Here is a 19,200-nt window from a genome sequence, read left to right on the forward strand (position 1 = left end):
CCGCACCCTTATACTTGAGGATGCGGTTAAAGTTTCCCAGTACAGCCTGTCCCTCCACAGGCTCCGGGATAAACGGCACATATTTAATCGGCATGTTTGTCTTCCTCCTGCTTCAATGTGATTAGGAGCCTGATGATGTTGCCTGTCTGATACATGAGATACTCCAAAATATTAACCGGCGTCTTATCATGGTGCTTGGCATTATTATTAATAAATCTGGAATAGGCCGTAACAGTATTTTTTAACTCATCACGCAGTTCGGCTGGAATTCCACACTGATTGAGGTATTGTTCATAGGTGTGGTCAGAAACATACTTTTCCAAAGAACGCCCGCCTCCAAAAAATTCCTGAAAAAATGTTTCCAAAGCCTTGCGAAATTTATCTGCAATATCACTGGCGTTTGTGGTTGTTGCCTCCGAATATTCTTTCAGAGCTTTTGTGAAGGCTATACGGGCTTGGGGGTATTCTTTTAACCAATTCAAGGGCTCTGATACAAGAGCATCATCGAGTTCTTTTGCCCCCTTTGGAAAAATGAATATGCCATCTGTATCACTTAGAAGCTCATAGTTTATCTGACAATCGTCCAGTGAATCTAATATAGTTGTTTTCAACCATTGCTTAATATCTTTTTCTTGTTCGGAGTACGCATTTACAAGGGCAACGCAACAAGAAAGAAAATCGAGGAAATTAGTCTCGTGCTTGCTTAAGTAAAACCAGGCTCTCTCTAAACCATAGATTTGATCTCCAAATAGCATGAGGGGATCGTCATTCGCCGCCATGCAAACGCCTATTGTATCACAAAACGCCTTTTCTGTTTCGGAATTAAAAAAGCTATATGGGGCATTTTTGAAATGATTATGCACAAGTGCATAGAAACGAAGCATTTTTCTATTGTCATCAAAACCTAATCCAAGTTTTTTCTGATATTCAATCCATTTCATAGTTTCTCCTTAAAGAACTCACAAATTTTCCCCTGCGTCAGGACGAGCCTGTCCCGCTCGGGCAGCGTATCCTCCAAATATAGATATTCAAACCGCGCATAGCCAAAGGCGACGTTGTTCTGCCGGAGGAACTCCGTCTCCACAAATGCCTTTTTATCCTTGAATTTCGGATCGTTGGCATAGGCCTCGCCCTTGGTTTCGGCGATCATGGCCTTATGGATTTTGCCGTCTTTGCGCTGGAGGATGAGAAAGTCCGGTGTATACATCCCTACATACTGCCAGGCATCGCCGCTCCGTTTGTAGCACTTGATCTTAAACTCCGTCATGGCCCGGTCACCGTTGTAGTAAACCTCCAGGCCCAAACGCTCGATTTCGGGAAAGGTCAGCACCTCACGCAGGAATATCTGCTCAAAGCCGCTGTCCGTGTGGTAAGGCAGATAGTGGAAGGAGCGATCCTTTTGGGGGTGGGAAGAATACTTTTTGCGGAGCATGGTCAGGACATCTTCCTGCCCCATTTCCTGGGCTAACTCCATCATCGCCTGTGCTTTCTTGTCTAATTTCAGCTTACCCTGGTCATCCAGAACGATTTTCTGTACCGTCTCCTGGTCGGGATAGTAATCCTGTGGCCGTTCTGTCTCAACTACCTGCGTGAAGTTGGCAATGTTCAGCAGGCTGGCCGACTGGGGGATCCGCTCCTCCCGAGTCTCGTAGGAGCGAAGGACGCAAAAGGCCTTGCGGATATTCGCCTCCACCCGGGACAGATCATATTTGGAACTGAAATACCGGGAGCCGTCCCGTTGATAAGTGATTTTCTCAAAGATAGACCTAAGCTGAGCGTCATAGGGCTGCAATTCTTCCATGGTAAGAGTGTAGAGGGAACTGCGGACGATGTTATAAAGCCAGGAAGAATAAGACGCCGGGACAGTACCGCGTTCCTCGTTATCCACTCTGGTATCCGCTACCTCCATGGAAAAATCGGTGGTCTTTATGGTGCCTGCTACAATACTTGCATTTTTACAAACATCTGAGAGTGTTTTTTCCGGCTCAGCGGGGTCTACAATCAAGGTCTCATAGTGAATCTTCAGCTGATAGAAGTCCACCTTGGGCAGATGGAGATAATCTGTGCGGTCATACCGAGCCAACGACACTTTATGGTGATCTGCTTCACAAAACTCTTTCAGAGAGATATGGTGTTGTTTCAGCAGTTGAGCATTTAGTTTTTCAGCATTGCTGTTGTTTAGATAGATCAGAGCCGTTTCCAGTGCGTCTTTCTGTACCTGACGCAGGCAGCGGCAAGCGGTCTGCAGCACCATGTTTTTGGGGCAATCTCCCTCTTGGGAGAGAATGATTCCCGTCAGGCTGCGGCAATCCCAGCCCTCTTTTCCAATCTGAACCAACAGCACAATGTGTATCTTTGAGAAAGGCTGATCCAGGCTGTCAAACTCCATCTGGCTATCGGCCGGCTGGGGATACTGCTTGTTTCCTTTGTGAAATTTCAAAATGGCATCGCCGGAAAGCCCATACTCCGCCGCGATACGAGCTACTATGGGGTAGACCAGCTCCTCCAGCTTTTCAATGGTTCCGCAGTAGATGCCCAGCTTGGCCCTGGTTCCGTCGGGATATACGGTGTTCCGATAAGCGTCCAGGAATTCCCTGACGCCATTTTCAATAATGCGGCTGCTGTCAGGAATATCTGCAATTTTCACAATGGGCCGCTTGAGAAAGTTTCCTACGCCGTCAATGAGCGGATAGTAATAGACAATATTGGAAATCTCCGCCGAGGATACTGAGAGACCATCAGTCACCTTAATTTTCTCCGCCTTTTCCAGATAGGGTGTACCGGAAAAGCCAACCACGGAATTGACAGTCTGATTTGCTGCCCACTTGTTGACTACAGCACGGAGCTTGATCTCGTCGCTGACCGCATGGTGGACCTCATCGATGAAAATGGACAAGCCAGGGAGCTTGCCGATTAGGTTGCGCAGCTCGTTGGCCTGCCGGTCCTTTTCGTCATCGCTCTCTTCAAACATACTAATTTGTCCCAACTTCTCCTGAATGCGATCCAATATTACCTTTTCTGCGTTGGTGACGGCCACCAAACCAAACAGTTCAGACAGCGGTTGATGGTTGGCGATCTTCTGCACATTGGGATTCTTCGTCTTATTGGATTTGTTGGCGGTCTTACCCTGATCCAGCACTTCAAAGGAGATCTGACGCTTGATTTCCGATGCCGCCGGTTGGGGGATTACCCAAGAGGGATCAAACCGCTGGATGGTTTTCAAACTGGGCACGACCGAGGATTTCAGCCCAGAGGGAGCGAAGATCATGAAGTTATGGGCAAAGGCCGGGTTATGCGGCTCATTTTTGGCAAAGTACAGATCCAGATAAATAAACGCGGCCATCAGGTAGGTTTTACCAGCGCCCATGGGAAGGCTGAACAGGTAGTCGGTATAAGATACCCCGTAAAATGCGGACTGGAAAAAATCTTCATAATCAATGCTCTCTGGGGCTTTGCGTATCTGCTTTTCCAGCTTCTCGGAAACCTGTTCACCGGAATCGTTTTTCAGGCAGGCGTACTCAAAAAGCGCGGCCGCGGCCGGATGGCCAAGTAAAAAAGCCCGTGTTTTTGCAGAAAGTTCCTCCTGCTCCAAATCCAAAGTGTTGAATGCTCCCTGAGAGAACAGTTTTGCCAGAGGCGCACAACCACAGGCAATTTTCAGATACAGATAGGTTTTAATGGCATCTACCTGGGCATCCCGCATCTGCTTGGTTTTTTCAATGTAAGCGATGATTCCCTGGGCAGTACACTCGGAGGACGCAAACCAACGGTTCCGCGCGTTGGTGATCATTTGGTAAAACATCAGCAATCTCCTTTTTGTGATTCTTTCGCTTTGCGCGTTCTGCCGTCCAGCGGTTTTTTGGCATCTTTCGGGATAGCCCACACGCGTCCAAGACGATATGCTCCCGGAATACGTCCGTCTCCGCAAAGGATCTCAACGCGCCGTTGTGTAATGCCCCATTCTGTCGCTTTATCTTTTGGCGTTACATACTCCATACCGGCAGGCTCCTTATTTTGCGGCGTTCAAAATTTGCTTGTATTATACATCTTTTAAACGAATAATACAACTTGGAGCCGATTTCGGAATATTCCTGAGTTAGGAATAAGTGTGGGGGAGCGGTAAAATGGAAAAGCTGCAAGTTATTCAAGAGCAAATCATTTATCTCCGTATACTGCAGAAAATTTTAATGTTTGTTTTGCCTTGTGTGCTAAGAGAATGGTTACTATAAAAGTAATATTGGTTTCTGCGCCGTTGCCTCAATTGAGAACAAACGAGCATGATTAACGGTTTGGGCTGTGATACGGAGTCTGATATTCCCCCCCATATTGACTTATTATGCACGGGGTGAATGAAATCTGTACTTAAGTGATTACCAGAGCTTTTTGCATAAGTTAAACCGAGAGGGGGGAGCTCTCTATGGATGATAGCTTGTACAGACTACTATTTGACTACTACCGTAAAAATTCCCGGAGGCATTGAGCCACAATGCCTCCGGGAATTTTCTGTGATTCTTTGTAAATCTGCCAAAAACCCACAAAATCACTGGGCCCCAACGGTTTCCCACTTGACAGCCTGATGACTCCGACCACTATCCTAAGTCCAACTAAGCTATGACATTGAAACTATTGCGGTGCAGATACTTGAGGGTTTTGAACCTTTCAAAATCTAGATCTGCATTTTTCAGGTGCTGTTGAGATGGAAACTTCATATATTGCAAGGAGGTTCCCACCATAAATTTATCAATACCAGACTGCCTGCCGCAAAAATACATAGGGCTTTCCTGATTGGACTTTGCTATGGATGCAGAACTTACTTTCAAACTCATCCCAGGTGGTAGGATTATCCTCGAACCACTGCCAGGTAAGTCCTACGCTCTCAATATCGTTCCAGGTCAGTCCGGAGATAATGAACCGCAGGTGAGCCGGCTTGATCTGTTCCACCATTTTTCGGACCTGACTCACGTCGATGTCCGCCAAGGTGCTCTCTTCCCCTAAGAACTCCAGGGAGAAAGAGTAGTCAGCCGAGTTGATTACCACTCGAGCCTCATAGCCGGTCAAAGCCATGGCCAGTTGGCGGACCATCTCCGCCGTGGTATTGCCGGCGGCCGTCATCTTGTCCCGTACGGCTGCCCGGCGCTCCGTCAAAGACTTTGATTCATCTGGGGTAATCCCATATTTTTGTTCCCAGAGGTAGAGAGCCCACGTAGCCGTATCTATAAAAAACTGGTCCAGGATATCGTATATCTGTTCTGCGCATACCCCACTCTGTTCTTCCAGAGCATCCAGGATAGATCCAGTCTGGGGGTGCCGGTAATATCTGTCCGGGACGCGCTCCCGGACCGGAAGACTGCTCATATTGCCGCCCTCCTTATGTCTCTGTGATGTTCACAGTCCCGACCACCGGGACAGCCTCCGCAGCGACCGACACGGCTGCCGTTCCGCTGTTTACCGTGAAGGAGCTATAGTCCGCCACACCGGCGCACTGCAGCAGACAGGCCAGAAAACGGCTGTATGGGATGACGACGGCCTGTCCAAAGGGTTGGGAGGTCAGTAGCGCGGACACCGCGGCCGTCAGCTGGTTGGTAACATCTTCCGTGGAATATCCCTCCATCAAGGTTACGGCCGCGGTTACCGGCAGTTCCATCTCTGTCACGCTTACTACCGTCACCGTGGCGCCGATGGGCTTTTCTTCTTCAATATGGGCTGCGCAGGCGGATCGGATCTCTTCATCGACCGCCCCCTTGTCTGCTCCGGCGATCACCACCTTGACGGTACCGTTGCCAGCCCAGAGCGGGATACAACCAGCATAGCTGACCCCCGTAACTTCCTTAGCCCACTGGATGTAATGGTTGGCATTTCCCGATGTGATCGGAAGGCTAAGACGATCGTGAATACGGGTATAAAGGTCAACGTCACTCTCCGGATCGGAGCCGCCGGCGGCCGCTTTCAGGTTGGACAGATCGTCCACCCCGGGGACATTGACTGCCATGGAGGTAATGGATCCGGCCGGTACGTTGTAGTCCGCGCCGATATTCTCCGCCTCCACTGTGGCCACCGCCGTCTCATCCGTGATGGTAACGGCTTCCAAAGTCAAATACCGCAGGCCACTGTCAGGGGCATACACCGCCGTTCCCGCAGGGATCACGGTGCCGTCGGTTCCCGTGAAGGTCACCTCTACCCGGGCCTTGGTGCCGGGCTGGCGCACCATGCCCAGTTGGGCCGCATGCAGGTCCAGGTACTCTCCGCTGTCCGGGCCAGGGAACACGATAGGAAGGAGCCCGGCCAAGAGCTGCGAGTGCTGCCAAAGGGCGTATGCCACCTGGCTGATGAGCGTATTGGTATAGCTCCCCTCGCGGGTGTCGATCTCTACCCCGGAGGCCGTCATGGCCGTCAAGATCTCTGCCTTGATGACTTCCGGTGTGCGGCTCTCAAATACTGATGGCTGCGTCATGGACGCTCACCTCCCCGTAAATGGTTATCAGGCTGAACGAGATATGCAGCCAGCTATCCTGATTAGCAGTCAGGAACTCATTGATCTTGCGATATTCTTCCTTGTATTTCTTGCCCTCCAAAAAGGTATAGCCGCGCACCCAAGGTTCCATTTCCGCACCGCATTTGGGACACCGAGGGATCAATTCCGCCGGGATACAGAGATTTTCATCAATTGCATCGTTCGTTTCGTAAACCATCTCTTTGTTCCAGTAGATCTCGTCGTGGCAGCGGCGGCTGCACTGGTAATAACGGGAGTCGCCTTGGATGGCGCTCAGCTTATCTTCTGATACCACGCGGGTAAACTGGAAGTCCTGGTTTGTGGTCATAATGTGGTAATTCCTTCCCTGAAGCAGCTTCATCAGGTCATAATAGGGCTGACCTGTGGGACATTCATACTCCATATAACCCATCCGGGCAAGAAAAGCCCAGTGGGCCTCCGGGGAGGGATAAGGGTAGTAAAATCCATTGAAGGCACCGGTAAATCCATATTTTCGGTGAAAGTCTCCTAAATATTGTTCAAATATCGCGTCGTTTTGATAGAAGAAGTTGAAGCCGCAGGAAGCGGACATACCCGCCGCAGCGCCCACCAAAATTGCATCGGCATCAGCGATTTTGTCTACCAAGACCTGCACATTTTGGCGGTGGGCGGCGGAATCAATGGATATTTTGCGGTTCAGCAGCATAGTTGACATGATTCCTCCAACATGTTATTATAATAATTACATGTTGCAAGCATAACATGTTATTTTATAAATTACAAGTAGGCAATTAAAAATTTTTGAGGTGAGCCCATGAAATACTCTACCAAGTTGAGTGACGCACTTCATATATTGGCCTTTCTCAGTATGGGAGCCGGTCAGCGGATCACAAGTGCTAAGATCGCAGAAAGTGTAAAAACGAACCCGGCCTATATCCGGCAGCTGATGGCCGCGCTGAAGAGTGCCGGCATGATCACCAGCTCACAGGGACAGGCCAATGCGGAATTGACCAGGCGCCCGGATGAGATCACGGTGTTGGATGTCTACCGGGCAATTGAGGGCAATAAGCCCCTGCTTCACTGGGATATTGATACCAACCCGGAATGTGGTGTGGGGATCTATGTACAGCTGAGCATTGCAGACTTTTACCAGGAGATCCAGAAGGCTGCCGAACAAAAAATGCAGACCATCACCCTACAAGACATCATAGACCGATATGATAAAAAGCTGGACGAACTGGAACTGAAATCAGGGCGGGACCTTACCCCATGAGGAGATGTTGACAACGAACACACAAAAAAAAATCGGATTGGTCGTGGAAGGCGGCGGGATGAAATGTGCCTATAACGCTGGGATTCTGGATGCCTTTCTGGACGAAGGGATCACGTTTGATTATTGCATCGGCGTATCCGGCGGATCAGGTGATCTGGCGTCCTATCTGGCGGGGCAAAGAGGGCGGAATCTTCGCTTTTTTACGGAGCACATTCATTCACCTGACTATTTTGGGCTGAAAAGCTTGCTGAAAACCGGAGATCTGTTTGGCCTAAAGTACATTTATGGTGAACTGACCCGCAGGGAGGGGGAAGACCCGCTGGATTTTCCCGCTCTGATGAAAAATCCGTCGGAATATGAGGTTGTGGTCACAAACGCGCTGACAGGAGCGCCGGAGTATCATGGGCGAGAAATGATGAAACAGGACGATTACCGATTGATCATGGCCTCCAGTGCCATCCCGGTTGCCTGCCATCCGGTGGAACTCAACGGGGTGCCCTACTTTGACGGAGGCCTTACCGATGCCATCCCGGTCCGCCGTGCCTTGGAGCAGGGCTGCGAAAAGCTGGTGGTCATCCTCTCCAAGAACCGGGACTATGTACGAAAGCCCCAGGGCATGCGCAGGCTGTACCGACGGGTTTGCCGCAGTTACCCCAATATCGTGGATGCCATTGATCGTCGCCATGTAGTGTACAACGACAATTTGAAGGATGTGTTTTCTCTGGAGCGGGAGGGAGTTGCCTTTGTCTTTGCAGCCAGTGAGCCCATCCATGTGGGCACATACTCCATGAAGGAAGATGCGGAACGGGAGCTGTATAACCTGGGACTGCGGGATTTTTCTGCACAGAAAGAGGCGCTGATGGCATTTCTGTCCGACTGATCTGGGCTGCACAGCCTGAAACAGCGAAAAGGTGGAATGTTTTATGGATAAAAAAATTAGGATCACCGTTCTGAGGACAGAATTTCATCAGGATCTTGCGGACCAATATGCGATCCCGGATTTGGGAATGTGTCCGTTTCACCAGGAGGGGCAGGTCCTCTGGAGTGACGGAACACATCCGCCGGAAGGAATGTGCGAAGTGACTTGGCAAGTCATGGCGCCTATGGTTCGTCAGCTTTCGGAAAGAAAGCTGGTGCAGCCCTCCGGCACATGGCTCAACGACGACTCCATCTGTGTGCTTGCCTGCCCGGACGGCATTCGTCCGGTCATCTTTTTGCTGGAAGCGGAAGAATAAGTGCTGCTCCAGGCAAAAAGGAGCCTTTCCGTGTCCCGCCGGCATAGAGCAAAACACCGGAATGATTTGACAGATCGTCAAATCATTCCGGTGTTTCGGTGTTTCTTATATTTTGGAGTGAACCCTCGAGGACCGTTCGCTCAGGGGATGTACTTCATGCCCCACTGGGAGATGGCATAGAAAACCGGCAGCAGGTCCTTGCCCTTCTCCGTCAAGGTATGCTCCACCCGGGGCGGGATCTCGTTGTACTGCTCCCGATGTACCAGACCATCTGCTTCCAGCTCTTTTAATGCGTTGGTGAGCATGGTGTTGGTGATGGGTTTGAGCATCTTCTTCAGCTCCCCAAACCGCATGGGAGACTGAATACATAGCTCGTAGATGATCTGGAGCTTCCATTTCCCCTGGAGCATCTGGACCACCGGTGTGACCGGGCAGTTTCCGTTCTCTGTCAGGATGACGCTGCCCACTCGGGCTTGAAATTCCTCATAGGTCATGGATTGGTTCATGGAGCAGCCCTCTCTATCAGTATGGTTTTTCGTACTAAGTACGATTATTCTGCGTACTTGCACCTTTATTTCTTCTAAGTATAATAATTATATCGACGTCAAAACAAGATGTCAATCACAGAACATATAGAGAGTGAGGCTTCGATTTATGAAAGAACTGAACATCATGGAGGCCACCGTCCTGACTTCCCCCAATCCGCTGACCCTGATCTGTTCTCAGAATGAGGACGGCACCACCAACCTGGCCCCCATCTGCTTTGTATCCTACCTGTCCTTCAACCCGCCTATGATCGGTTTTGCCGCCGGCAAGCAGTCCCACACCGGCAAGCGGGTGCGGGAAACCGGCAAGGTGATCGTGACCGTTCCGGGGGAGAGCCTGACCCAGGCCGTGGTGGCCTGCGGCAGTTCCACTGGTGCCACCAGCCACAAGGTGGAGGAAAACCGCATTGAGATGACCTCCGTAGAGGGCAGTGACATTCAGATTCCCGCGGATACCCGCCTTGCCATGGTGGCCACGTTGCAGCAGGCTGTGGAGGTGGGCGACCATATCCTGCATATCTGCCAGGTGGACAAGTTCCTGGGCGATGAGAGCAAGAAGGGCCTCTATGCCTGGAACGGCTTCGGCAAAGTCGCCCCGGCGGTGGAAGGCTGAGACAGAAAACGACTGGGGGAGATTCCAATGGCGGTGTGCATCAAATCCCGGATTCAAAACATGAATCTGGTCATTGGCTGTACCATCGGCTGCAGTTACTGCTATGCCAGAAATAATGTACGGCGGTTCCATATGATTGATGATTTTGAGAAGCCGGAGTACTTCCCCGGAAAATTGCGGCTCATGGAGAAAGTGCGGCCGCAGATTTTCCTGCTCACCGGGATGAGCGACTTTTCCGGCTGGAAATCAGAGTGGCGGGAGGTATTCGACAAGATGGAGCGCAATCCCCAGCACCAGTATCTGTTCCTGACCAAGCGGCCGGAGGAGATCGATTTTTCTACCCATCTGGATAACGCCTGGTTCGGCGTGACCGTTACCTCTTGTAAGGAAAAGGACCGGATTCCGGCGCTGCGGGAGCATATCTGCGGCGGACATTACCATGTTACCTTTGAGCCCCTGTTCGAGAACATCGGGTCAGTGGATTTCACAGGGATCGAGTGGGTGGTTATTGGAACCGAGACCGGACGCCGAAAAGGAAAATCCGTATCCAAACCGGAGTGGGTGTGGAACCTGACCGACCAAGCCCATGCTCTGGGCATCCCGGTCTTTATGAAGGAAGACCTGCTTCCCATTATGGGAGAGGAGCAGATGATACAGGAATTGCCTACCGCATTTCATAAGGTACTGGAGGAACAAGCCAAATGGCAGAAATGATAGAAAACGGCGTCCTGATTCGGGATGTGGAGACAAAAAATATCATGACCAAATCCAGCCTGCCGGTGGGGGGCTACTCCGTGAACCCCTATGTAGGCTGTACCCACGGCTGCAAGTACTGCTATGCCTCCTTTATGAAGCGTTTTACCGGCCACACCGAGCCCTGGGGGACCTTTCTGGATGTAAAACACTGGCCGGAGATCAAAAATCCTCGGAAATACCAAGGGCAGCGGGTGGTGATCGGATCCGTCACCGACGGCTATCTCCCTCAAGAGGAGCAGTTCCAAAACACGCGCAAGCTGCTGGAGCAGCTGAAAGACAGCGGGGCGGAAATCCTCATCTGCACCAAGTCCGACCTGGTGGTGCGGGACATTGACTTACTCAAGGAGATGGAAAAAGTAACCGTCTCCTGGTCCATCAACACGCTGGACGAGGAGTTTCGGGCGGATATGGACAAGGCGGTGAGTATCGAGCGGCGGCTCCGTGCAATGAAGCAGGTCTACGACGCAGGCATCCGCACCGTCTGTTTTATCGCCCCGGTTTTTCCGGGCATCACGGATTTTGAGACGATCTTCCATCGGGTGAAGGATCAGTGTGATTTAGTCTGGCTGGAGAACCTGAATCTGCGGGGCGGGTTCAAACAGGAGATTCTAGACTATATCCAGGAAAAGCACCCCGACTTAACACCCTTGTATCAGGCAATCTACCAAAAGGGCGACCGAAGCTATTTCCGGGGCCTTGAGCAGCAGGCAGAACAGCTGGCTATCGAAAACGGCTGTCCCTTCGTGGACAACGAGCTGCCCTATGGCCGGGCGGAACCCGGCCACCCGGTGATTGTGAACTATTTCTACCATGAAGAAGTTCGTGGATCGGAAAATACCGGGCGACGAAAAAGAACTTAATACCGTACCAAATGAAAAGGTCGGAGCGAAACCGCTCCGACCTTTTCATCTGGTGCAGCTTGCTCAGATCTTCTCCGCCAGCTCCGCAGCCTGCCGGCAGCCGTCCGTTTTGTTGATATCGCCTGCGTTCAAGACGCCGGGAATCAGCACTTCGCCCACCATCTTCCATTTGTTGAGGGCAGCTGTTCGCTCCATGGGGATGCGTACACCGTCCAGTACAGACAGATCCTCCTCCTCGCAGCAGGCGATGAGAGCGCACTCTTTCCCGGCAATGTCCTTGCCACCCACCACCAGGGAATAAAGCCGGTCGATAACGCCTTTGATCTGGGCGGGGATGGAGTACCAATAGACCGGCATCGTGAAGACGATCACATCAGCCTCCAGGATGGCCGGAGCGATGATGTTGAAGTCATCGTCAAAGGAACAGGCCTTTCCGGTTTTGAAGCAGGTCTCGCAGGCATGGCAGCCGCCGATCTTCATCATGGCTGCGTCAAAGCGGGTAACGGTGTGTCCCTTTGCCTGCGCCGCCTGGACGAAGCTGTCCGTCATGGCGAAACTGTTGCCTTTTTTTCGGGGGCTGCCTGTAATCACAACGATTTTCTTACTCATGAACGTTCCTCCTTGTCCTTGAGAGATTGACTTTCTCTCCTGCTGACAGTACAATCATAGCAAGAATAGAAAAAAGAACAAGTACGCACATAAAAGTGCGATACTTGCATAAAGGTTCAATACTTACTCAAAGGAAAGCGCTTATGACCGAATTAAAGGAGTATAAAACCTGTATTTCAGCAGCCAATCTGGCCGATACCGGGTTCAGCTATACCTTATCCCTGATCAGCGGTAAATATAAAATGACCATTCTCTATATCAGGTGGGTGAGTGGTTCCAAAGCTACGCTGTGGGAAAGAGCCGCCGGAACATCAGCGACCTCATGGACATCCGGCCCGACTACGCCAATGTAGAGCGGGACGGCAAACTGGAACAGGTGGATCCGGATGAGGTGGACATCGGCTCCATCATCGTGGTGCAGCCTGGGGAGAAGGTACCCATCGACGGCACGGTGGTGGAGGGAGCCTCTACTTTGAATACCGCCGCCCTGACCGGAGAATCTCTGCCCCGGGAGGTGCAGACTGGAGACGCCATCATCAGCGGATGCATCAACATGACCGGGCTGTTAAAGATCCAGACGACCAAGGAGTTTGGGGAATCCACCGTGTCCAAGATCCTGGATTTGGTGGAAAATGCCTCTTCCCGTAAGTCCAAGTCGGAGGACTTTATCTCCCGCTTCGCTCGGATCTATACCCCTGCTGTGTGCTATGCCGCCCTGGCGCTGGCCATTCTCCCGCCGCTGGCGCTCATGCTGGGATTGGGACAATCTCCCGCCTGGGAGACCTGGATCTACCGGGCGCTCACGTTTCTGGTAGCCAGCTGTCCCTGCGCCCTGGTCATCAGTATTCCCCTGAGCTTCTTTGCCGGCATCGGCGGAGCCAGCAAGGCCGGTGTATTGGTAAAGGGCTCCAACTATCTGGAGTCTCTGTCACAAACTCGCATTGTGGTGTTTGATAAAACCGGCACTCTGACCCAAGGGGTCTTTGAGGTCAACGGAATTCACCACAATGAAATTGAAAACGCCAAACTGGTGGAATATGCCGCACTGGCAGAGTCGGCCTCCAGCCATCCCATCAGCAAGAGCCTGCAGCGGGCCTACGGCAAGGAAATCGACCGCAGCCGGGTATCCCAGATTCAGGAAATCAGCGGCAACGGGGTCACTGCCGTGGTGGACGGCCACACCGTGGCAGCGGGCAACAATAAGCTGATGGAACGTCTGGGTATTCCCTACATCAGCTGTCACAGCGTGGGGACCATCATCCACATGGCGATTGACGGACAATATGCCGGGCACATTGTGATCTCCGACGTGATAAAGCCCACCTCCAGGCAGGCCATCCAGGCATTGAAGTCCGCAGGTGTACGCGAGACTGTGATGCTCACCGGCGATGCCAAGCGGGTGGCTGATCAGGTAGCGGCAGAGCTGGGGGTGGACCAGGTGTACAGCCAGCTGCTCCCAGCTGACAAGGTGGAAAAAGTGGAGGAGCTCCTGGCCCGGAAGCGGGGCAAAGAAAAGCTGGCCTTTGTGGGGGACGGCATCAACGACGCCCCCGTACTGGGTCGGGCGGATATCGGTATTGCCATGGGTGCCATGGGTTCTGACGCCGCCATTGAGGCCGCAGATGTGGTGCTGATGGACGACGACCCCATGCAGATTGCCAAGGCCATCAAAATCTCACGCAAGTGCCTGGGCATTGTGTATCAGAACATCGTGGCGGCCATCGGCGTCAAGCTGCTCTGTCTGGTGCTGATTGCTCTGGGATTTGCCAATATGTGGCTGGCAGTCTTTGCTGATGTTGGTGTCATGATTCTGGCGGTTTTAAATGCCATCCGGGCTCTTTTTGTAAAGAAGCTATAAGCACATACACTCATTCCGGGCTCGGGCCTTCTGGTTATGGCAATGGGCGGACGGTTTTGAAAACAAGAGAGCATCAAGCCTGGCTGTATCGCCCGGGATTTGCGGAGGAACACTCCGCGAACAGTTTCTTTTGCGGGTTCCAGTTGACTTGAGAACTGGCATATGAACTGAATCATTTTGAAATGAACCGGCGTCCATCTCCAAAGGAAGAAGCGGAGATGGATGCCGGATTCTATCCCTACTGAATGACAGGGATGTCGACCAATCGATACCAGCATAGTCCAAAGCAGGTCTCTGAGCGTTCGAAAATAATTTCTGGGATCTGTTTCAGATATTTTCTCCCAAAGCTGGCGCCGAAGTGTGCGTCAAAGTTGGATGCCGGCAGTACTTACTACCCAGCCGGAGTCCACTGGCTCATTGGAAAAGCAATCGGCTGCCAGAGCATGACCATCTTCAGGGAAGCACCCTTGGTGGTAAACAGGGAAATCGGAATCACCTTGTCCCGTACACCGGTCTTGGCCGGGTAGATCTCCGGCCCGCGTTCCGCTTCACGCAGCGGTTCAGAATGGGGGCAGAGGAGGTCACCGTCGTAATCGGGGCTGCCCAGCCGCTCCGCTGAGAAAAGGAATGATAGGAACATGTCCTGGATCGATCTGTATGCGGGGAGCAGCATCCAGGGAAAGAAGATGATCCTGCGGCAGATGTTTCTTTATAATGGATGCCATGTCATCTGGGATGCCGTTCCCGCTGACCGCCTGATGGTTCTGACTTTGTAGGCCACTGGTTCGAATCCAGCCGGGCGTACCAACGTGAAAAGACGGACCCGAATATTCGGGTCCGTCTTTTTTGGTGTTTGTGAGGTGTATGACGAAGAAAAATCAAAACAGCCGGAGAAATTTCTCCGCATCTGTTGCAGTGGCTTCCGGTAAATCACTTTCATGGGAGACCGCTGCTGTATCAGCCGGGAAGATTTAGCCCCAGACTTCCTGGGCAATCTCTTTGACCAGCGCCAGTTTTGCCCACTGTTCCTCCTCAGTGAGTTTATTCCCGATTTCGCAAGATGCAAAGCCACACTGCGGGCTGAGGAACAGGCGGTCCAAAGGAATGTACCGGGATGCCTCATGGATACGGGCAATCACAGTCTCTTTATCCTCCAGCTTGGGAGATTTTGTGGTAATCAGTCCCAGAACAACTTTCTTGTCACCCGTGACTTCTTTCAGCGACGCAAAGCCTCCGGAGCGCTCGTCGTCAAATTCCAGATAATAAGCATTGACATTTTCCTGCCCAAAGACCAGCGGTGCAATCTTGTCATAAGCGCCTGTGCAGGCCCAAGTGGAATGGAAGTTGCCGCGGCAGATATGGGTATTGATGACCAGATCATCGGGTTTGCCTTCGATGGCCAGATTATTGATGGTCAGAAATTGTTTCTGGAGGACTTCCAGCCGGGCATCGTCTGCCCCAAAGAACAGCTTGGCGTGCGGGTCTACGAAACATCCCCAGGTGCAGTCGTCAAATTGGATATTCCGGCAGCCGGCTGCATATAGGTCTGCAATGATCTTTTTGTATCCAGCCACAATATCTGCAATGAGCTCATCATCATTGGGATAGACTGCCCGGGTGGTCTCCTGATTCATGGGCATGACCAGCTGCTCCAAAAATTGCGCAGGAGCCGGAATCGTCTGCTTGGCTACCGTGTTGGCATCCTCCAACGCTTTTACAAACTTAAAATGCTCTACAAAAGGGTGCGCGCTTACAGACAGCTTGCCGGTCAGATACGTGTCGTCAATTTTAGCAGCCTCATCATGGAACGGCAGGCCGTTCTCGGTTTCCTGATGACCAATGCCCTGGAATCCCCACATGAAATCCAGATGCCAAGTAGCGCGGCGGAATTCGCCGTCCGTGATGACATGATAGCCAGCGGCCTTTTGCTTTGCCACAAGTTGGGTGATGCACTGGTCCTCTACAGATTTTAGCTCTTCAGCACAGATGCTCCCGGCTTCATAGTCTGCCCGCGCCTTTTTCAGCGCAGTGGGGCGCAAAAAGCTTCCCACATAATCATAGCGGAATGGTGTTTGCAAATTGCTCATGTAAAAAGACTCCTTAGAAATTTGTGCGGTTACCGTGTTTGTCGGTTCCCTTGATAAGTATACAAAATAGTTGCTTGATTGTGAAGTCCGGAAAAAGCGTGGCTTTCCATCGATTCTGCATCCCTGCTCTTTGCACCCAAGCAGGTCTGCCTCACGGATACGAACATCTCGTTTTTGCCTCCGGATTGCAGCTTAGCGAAGGATGATTTTTCGTGCCGCATGGATGCCGATCTTATAGGGCAGGGGCCTGAGATCACGGTCAGCTTCCTTTAGCTTCTCGCGGATCTTGATGTGCTGGGGGCAGTGCTTTTCACATCGGCCGCAGCCAACGCACTGGGATGCAAAGCCGGGCTCTTTGCACAGTCCCATATTCTTGGCAAACTCCAGGCGGGCGGAGGACTTTTTCTCCATATACATCAGATTATAATAGTAGAAATTTCCCGGAATATCCACGCCTTTGGGACAAGGCATGCAGTACCTGCAGCCCGTGCAGCCCACCTTTTCCCGCTCCCGGATGATCTGCTTGATCTGCTCCACGATCTGCAGATCTTCAGGAGTCAGATGCCCCGGATCAGCTTCGGAAGCGACGCGGATGTTCTCGTTGATCATGTCCTCGGAGTTCATGCCGGAGAGCACGCAGGTCACTTCCGGCTGATCCCACAGCCAGCGCAGTCCCAGCTCGGCGGCGGTGTAGCCCTTACTGTCGCGGGCAAGTACGTCCTTCGCCTTATCCGGCAGATTGACCAGCTTCCCGCCCCGGAGGGGCTCCATAATGATGACCGGGATGCCTTTCTTTGCTGCGGCCTGAAGTCCCTTTCTTCCGGCCTGGGTATGCTCATCCAGATAGTTGTACTGGATCTGACAGAAGTCCCAGTCGTAGGCATCCAGGATTTTCAGGAACATCTCCGTCTCGCCGTGATAGGAAAAGCCGATATTCCCAATGCGGCCTTCCGCTTTCTGACGTGCAATCCACGGCTCAATGCCCAGGCTCTTCAGGCGCTCCCACTCTGCGTAATCCGTGAACATATGCATGAGATAGTAGTCAATGTGGTCAGTGCGGAGACGGGACAGCTCCTCGTGAAAGGTTTTATCAATGGCCGCAGAGGAACGAATGAGATACTGGGGAAGCTTTGTGGCAATATAAACCTGGTCACGGCACTTGTTTTCCTCCAGAATCCGCCCGAGGCATTCCTCACTGCCAGGATAAATATAAGCGGTATCAAAATAATTGACACCCTGGTCAATGGCAAGAAGGACTTCCTTTTCCGCTTTTTCGTAGTCGATGCTGTTTCCTTTTCTGGTGAATCTCAGACAGCCGTAACCCAACTGAGAAATTCGATTGCCATATCGGTCCAGTCTGTATATCATATCGGGATATCGAGCCTCCTTTGCCCTCTGAAGGCAGTTGCAACCGGAACGATGTTGACTGAGGATCAGCCCCGCCGCTGCATGTGTTCTTAGGTGGCTGTCAAAAGCTCCTCTTTTTGATCCTGCCACAAGATTCCTTCCATCGGAATGTTGTTTATTCTAGTGTTTCTATGTTCTCATGTCAAGCCGATCTGAAAGCCTGCCGCATGAGACCGCTGAATCAGTGGGCAAGTATGGTTGCCAAAAAGAGGAGGGCAGATCATGGTCAAACAGAATGGAGGAGCGGATGATACGGGAACCAGGCTCCGTCCGTTATAAATGCTCAAAAGACATGAGTGCAGATAGAAAATGAGTATTAGACATACTGTTTAAAAAACTTGATAGAAAGAACATGAATGATGAAAAACTGGGCCTTGGCATAATGCGCCTGCCGGTTTTGAACGGCGAAACAACCGATTTGACCGTGCATAGCTGAACCTGATGGACTGGGATTTCAGGTTCGTGCAGGCAAAAGCGTGCGAAGATGTGATCCGGAAGCACGGAAAGCAAGTCATCATGGAAGTCCTCAAAGGTGGCGGTATGGCCTAGCTGTCTGCGGCGGCTGGGGAGATGCCGCCTTCCACCTGGAACAAGCATGCCGGACTCACCTGGCATGGGGGAGACCTGGTGCCTATGCTGGATACCTATAACACCAAGGAGATGCAGCCTGACCCCGGCTTCACCGACGATGGCAATGATTTTCGGAATGCCCTGGCAGAATTCGGCCATGAGGTCCTGGAGACGGCGACGAACGACATGTTTGTTTTGCCGGATGGGATGGATGGATCTGTCGAAATCAATGAAAAGGTTCGCCGGGTGTGTGACCACCGGATCGACTACTATTTGACTACTACCGAACAAAACCCCGGAGGCATTGCACTGCAATGCCTTCGAGAATTTTCTGTAATTCTCTGTAAATCTGGCAAAACCTCACAAAACCATTGGCCCCCAACGGTTTCCCATTTGACCGCCTGATGACTCCGACTCTGAAGGTCGCTGGTTCGAATCCAGTCGGGCGTACCAAAATGAATGACCCTACCTGACCTGAACAAAGAGTTGTCATTGTTCAGGATAGGTGGGGTCATTTTATACCCGAAACCGTTGCACTGCAATGGTTTTGGCTTTCACATATAAGACGGCCCTGTCACCGCTCAAATACAAACAGGGCGAAATCAAGACGCAAAACGTGAAAATAGTGAAAGCTGAACCCCACTGATGTCACCAGAGAATCCCTGAGCCCATGCATCTTTTTTATCAAGATATGACAAATGAAGAAGCTCTGCTTTTCGAACGCTTTTCTCAAAAAGCAGAGCTTTTTTACCTATAGGCATTGCAATTTCTGAGGTTTCAAAACTGTGCAGAATACGACGGCAGTAAAAAAGAAAAATCAAAAAACAAAATTTAATACGGCTTTTTAGACACAAGGTTTATAGTAAATATCGTTTTTTTCGATATTAAAAAGGGGAGGCACCATGGGATGAAACTGAT

General features: G+C 51.4%; 20 protein-coding genes and 1 pseudogene. 10 read left to right on the top strand and 11 right to left on the bottom strand.

Annotated elements, in window-relative coordinates; translation table 11 throughout:
• Positions 1-83: 83 nt before the first annotated feature.
• The 6 genes from Q0526_RS13605 to Q0526_RS13630 form a co-directional block, all read right to left on the bottom strand.
• Positions 84-941 carry a hypothetical protein gene (locus tag Q0526_RS13605; protein WP_298734589.1) on the bottom strand — a complete coding sequence of 286 codons (858 nt, stop codon included), beginning with the start codon at positions 939-941 and terminating at the stop codon, positions 84-86.
• On the bottom strand, positions 938-3,802 hold the full coding sequence (locus tag Q0526_RS13610; protein ID WP_298734591.1) for a DEAD/DEAH box helicase family protein: 2,865 nt from the start codon (positions 3,800-3,802) through the stop codon (positions 938-940). The genes Q0526_RS13605 and Q0526_RS13610 overlap by 4 nt, the downstream gene beginning before the upstream one ends.
• Positions 3,802-3,996, bottom strand: a complete 195-nt coding sequence (locus Q0526_RS13615; protein ID WP_087294473.1) for a DNA-binding protein — start codon at positions 3,994-3,996, stop codon at positions 3,802-3,804. Before Q0526_RS13615 ends, Q0526_RS13610 begins: the two co-directional genes overlap by 1 nt.
• Positions 3,997-4,740: 744 nt before the next feature.
• On the bottom strand, positions 4,741-5,355 hold the full coding sequence (locus Q0526_RS13620) for a putative phage tail protein (protein WP_298734596.1): 615 nt from the start codon (positions 5,353-5,355) through the stop codon (positions 4,741-4,743).
• Positions 5,356-5,368: 13 nt separating this feature from the next.
• Positions 5,369-6,451 (bottom strand): baseplate J/gp47 family protein, encoded by a 1,083-nt coding sequence (locus tag Q0526_RS13625; RefSeq protein ID WP_298734598.1) that lies wholly within the window; start codon positions 6,449-6,451, stop codon positions 5,369-5,371.
• Complete coding sequence (locus Q0526_RS13630; protein WP_298734600.1) at positions 6,429-7,184, bottom strand: NAD-dependent protein deacetylase; 756 nt, start codon at positions 7,182-7,184, stop codon at positions 6,429-6,431. The genes Q0526_RS13625 and Q0526_RS13630 overlap by 23 nt, the downstream gene beginning before the upstream one ends.
• Positions 7,185-7,283: 99 nt before the next feature.
• Between Q0526_RS13630 and Q0526_RS13635 the strand changes: the two genes are divergently transcribed.
• From Q0526_RS13635 to Q0526_RS13645, 3 genes are read left to right on the top strand one after another with little or no spacing between them, the layout of a single operon-like run.
• Entirely contained in the window at positions 7,284-7,742 is a 459-nt protein-coding gene (locus Q0526_RS13635; protein WP_298734602.1) for an Rrf2 family transcriptional regulator, read from the top strand.
• Between the two features lie 4 nt (positions 7,743-7,746).
• Positions 7,747-8,622 carry a patatin family protein gene (locus Q0526_RS13640; protein WP_298734604.1) on the top strand — a complete coding sequence of 292 codons (876 nt, stop codon included), beginning with the start codon at positions 7,747-7,749 and terminating at the stop codon, positions 8,620-8,622.
• A 43-nt stretch (positions 8,623-8,665) separates the two neighbouring features.
• The gene (locus tag Q0526_RS13645; RefSeq protein WP_298734609.1) at positions 8,666-8,977 is read left to right on the top strand and encodes a TIGR04076 family protein; all 312 of its coding nucleotides are present in this window, start codon (positions 8,666-8,668) and stop codon (positions 8,975-8,977) included.
• A gap of 140 nt (positions 8,978-9,117) precedes the next feature.
• Here Q0526_RS13645 and Q0526_RS13650 read toward each other — a convergent pair whose 3' ends face one another.
• The gene (locus Q0526_RS13650; RefSeq protein WP_298734611.1) at positions 9,118-9,483 is read right to left on the bottom strand and encodes a helix-turn-helix domain-containing protein; all 366 of its coding nucleotides are present in this window, start codon (positions 9,481-9,483) and stop codon (positions 9,118-9,120) included.
• Positions 9,484-9,631: 148 nt separating this feature from the next.
• Here Q0526_RS13650 and Q0526_RS13655 point away from each other — a divergent pair, with 148 nt between their 5' ends.
• From Q0526_RS13655 to Q0526_RS13665, 3 genes are read left to right on the top strand one after another with little or no spacing between them, the layout of a single operon-like run.
• Entirely contained in the window at positions 9,632-10,135 is a 504-nt protein-coding gene (locus Q0526_RS13655; RefSeq protein ID WP_298734613.1) for a flavin reductase family protein, read from the top strand.
• Positions 10,136-10,162: 27 nt separating this feature from the next.
• Entirely contained in the window at positions 10,163-10,849 is a 687-nt protein-coding gene (locus tag Q0526_RS13660) for a radical SAM mobile pair protein A (protein ID WP_298734614.1), read from the top strand.
• Complete coding sequence (locus Q0526_RS13665; protein WP_298734616.1) at positions 10,837-11,751, top strand: radical SAM mobile pair protein B; 915 nt, start codon at positions 10,837-10,839, stop codon at positions 11,749-11,751. The genes Q0526_RS13660 and Q0526_RS13665 overlap by 13 nt, the downstream gene beginning before the upstream one ends.
• A gap of 63 nt (positions 11,752-11,814) precedes the next feature.
• Here the strand turns inward: Q0526_RS13665 and Q0526_RS13670 are convergent, their stop codons facing one another.
• Positions 11,815-12,360 (bottom strand): flavodoxin family protein, encoded by a 546-nt coding sequence (locus Q0526_RS13670; RefSeq protein WP_298734625.1) that lies wholly within the window; start codon positions 12,358-12,360, stop codon positions 11,815-11,817.
• Positions 12,361-12,503: 143 nt separating this feature from the next.
• Between Q0526_RS13670 and Q0526_RS13675 the strand changes: the two are divergent.
• Positions 12,504-12,617: pseudogene (locus Q0526_RS13675) on the top strand (transcriptional regulator); the annotation flags it as partial.
• 5 nt (positions 12,618-12,622) lie between these two features.
• The gene (locus Q0526_RS13680) at positions 12,623-14,218 is read left to right on the top strand and encodes a heavy metal translocating P-type ATPase (protein ID WP_298734628.1); all 1,596 of its coding nucleotides are present in this window, start codon (positions 12,623-12,625) and stop codon (positions 14,216-14,218) included.
• Positions 14,219-14,609: 391 nt separating this feature from the next.
• On the opposite strand, the gene Q0526_RS13685 is transcribed toward Q0526_RS13680, so the two are convergent.
• Positions 14,610-14,858: a hypothetical protein gene (locus tag Q0526_RS13685; RefSeq protein WP_298734630.1), complete on the bottom strand. Its 249-nt coding sequence runs from the start codon at positions 14,856-14,858 to the stop codon at positions 14,610-14,612.
• Here Q0526_RS13685 and Q0526_RS13690 point away from each other — a divergent pair.
• Complete coding sequence (locus tag Q0526_RS13690; RefSeq protein ID WP_298734632.1) at positions 14,857-14,994, top strand: hypothetical protein; 138 nt, start codon at positions 14,857-14,859, stop codon at positions 14,992-14,994. The genes Q0526_RS13685 and Q0526_RS13690 overlap by 2 nt on opposite strands.
• A 195-nt stretch (positions 14,995-15,189) precedes the next feature.
• Here the strand turns inward: Q0526_RS13690 and Q0526_RS13695 are convergent, their stop codons facing one another.
• Together Q0526_RS13695 and Q0526_RS13700 are read right to left on the bottom strand one after the other, a co-directional pair.
• Entirely contained in the window at positions 15,190-16,305 is a 1,116-nt protein-coding gene (locus Q0526_RS13695) for a 5-methyltetrahydropteroyltriglutamate--homocysteine S-methyltransferase (RefSeq protein ID WP_298734634.1), read from the bottom strand.
• Positions 16,306-16,497: 192 nt separating this feature from the next.
• Positions 16,498-17,673, bottom strand: coding sequence for an aldo/keto reductase (locus tag Q0526_RS13700; RefSeq protein WP_298734637.1), 1,176 nt, complete (start codon positions 17,671-17,673; stop codon positions 16,498-16,500).
• A gap of 672 nt (positions 17,674-18,345) precedes the next feature.
• Between Q0526_RS13700 and Q0526_RS13705 the strand changes: the two genes are divergently transcribed.
• Positions 18,346-18,687 carry a hypothetical protein gene (locus Q0526_RS13705; RefSeq protein WP_298734642.1) on the top strand — a complete coding sequence of 114 codons (342 nt, stop codon included), beginning with the start codon at positions 18,346-18,348 and terminating at the stop codon, positions 18,685-18,687.
• Positions 18,688-19,200: the final 513 nt, after the last annotated feature.

Source organism: uncultured Subdoligranulum sp. (genome assembly GCF_937890665.1).

Bases quoted from the DNA above. Each gene is read 5' to 3' on its own strand.
- Q0526_RS13605 (WP_298734589.1), bottom strand. From the start codon at position 941: ATGAAATGGATTGAATATCAGAAAAAACTTGGATTAGGTTTTGATGAC.
- Q0526_RS13610 (WP_298734591.1), bottom strand. From the start codon at position 3,802: ATGTTTTACCAAATGATCACCAACGCGCGGAACCGTTGGTTTGCGTCC.
- Q0526_RS13615 (WP_087294473.1), bottom strand. From the start codon at position 3,996: ATGGAGTATGTAACGCCAAAAGATAAAGCGACAGAATGGGGCATTACA.
- Q0526_RS13620 (WP_298734596.1), bottom strand. From the start codon at position 5,355: ATGAGCAGTCTTCCGGTCCGGGAGCGCGTCCCGGACAGATATTACCGG.
- Q0526_RS13625 (WP_298734598.1), bottom strand. From the start codon at position 6,451: ATGACGCAGCCATCAGTATTTGAGAGCCGCACACCGGAAGTCATCAAG.
- Q0526_RS13630 (WP_298734600.1), bottom strand. From the start codon at position 7,184: ATGTCAACTATGCTGCTGAACCGCAAAATATCCATTGATTCCGCCGCC.
- Q0526_RS13635 (WP_298734602.1), top strand. From the start codon at position 7,284: ATGAAATACTCTACCAAGTTGAGTGACGCACTTCATATATTGGCCTTT.
- Q0526_RS13640 (WP_298734604.1), top strand. From the start codon at position 7,747: ATGTTGACAACGAACACACAAAAAAAAATCGGATTGGTCGTGGAAGGC.
- Q0526_RS13645 (WP_298734609.1), top strand. From the start codon at position 8,666: ATGGATAAAAAAATTAGGATCACCGTTCTGAGGACAGAATTTCATCAG.
- Q0526_RS13650 (WP_298734611.1), bottom strand. From the start codon at position 9,483: ATGAACCAATCCATGACCTATGAGGAATTTCAAGCCCGAGTGGGCAGC.
- Q0526_RS13655 (WP_298734613.1), top strand. From the start codon at position 9,632: ATGAAAGAACTGAACATCATGGAGGCCACCGTCCTGACTTCCCCCAAT.
- Q0526_RS13660 (WP_298734614.1), top strand. From the start codon at position 10,163: ATGGCGGTGTGCATCAAATCCCGGATTCAAAACATGAATCTGGTCATT.
- Q0526_RS13665 (WP_298734616.1), top strand. From the start codon at position 10,837: ATGGCAGAAATGATAGAAAACGGCGTCCTGATTCGGGATGTGGAGACA.
- Q0526_RS13670 (WP_298734625.1), bottom strand. From the start codon at position 12,360: ATGAGTAAGAAAATCGTTGTGATTACAGGCAGCCCCCGAAAAAAAGGC.
- Q0526_RS13690 (WP_298734632.1), top strand. From the start codon at position 14,857: ATGTCCTGGATCGATCTGTATGCGGGGAGCAGCATCCAGGGAAAGAAG.
- Q0526_RS13685 (WP_298734630.1), bottom strand. From the start codon at position 14,858: ATGTTCCTATCATTCCTTTTCTCAGCGGAGCGGCTGGGCAGCCCCGAT.
- Q0526_RS13695 (WP_298734634.1), bottom strand. From the start codon at position 16,305: ATGAGCAATTTGCAAACACCATTCCGCTATGATTATGTGGGAAGCTTT.
- Q0526_RS13700 (WP_298734637.1), bottom strand. From the start codon at position 17,673: ATGATATACAGACTGGACCGATATGGCAATCGAATTTCTCAGTTGGGT.
- Q0526_RS13705 (WP_298734642.1), top strand. From the start codon at position 18,346: ATGCTGGATACCTATAACACCAAGGAGATGCAGCCTGACCCCGGCTTC.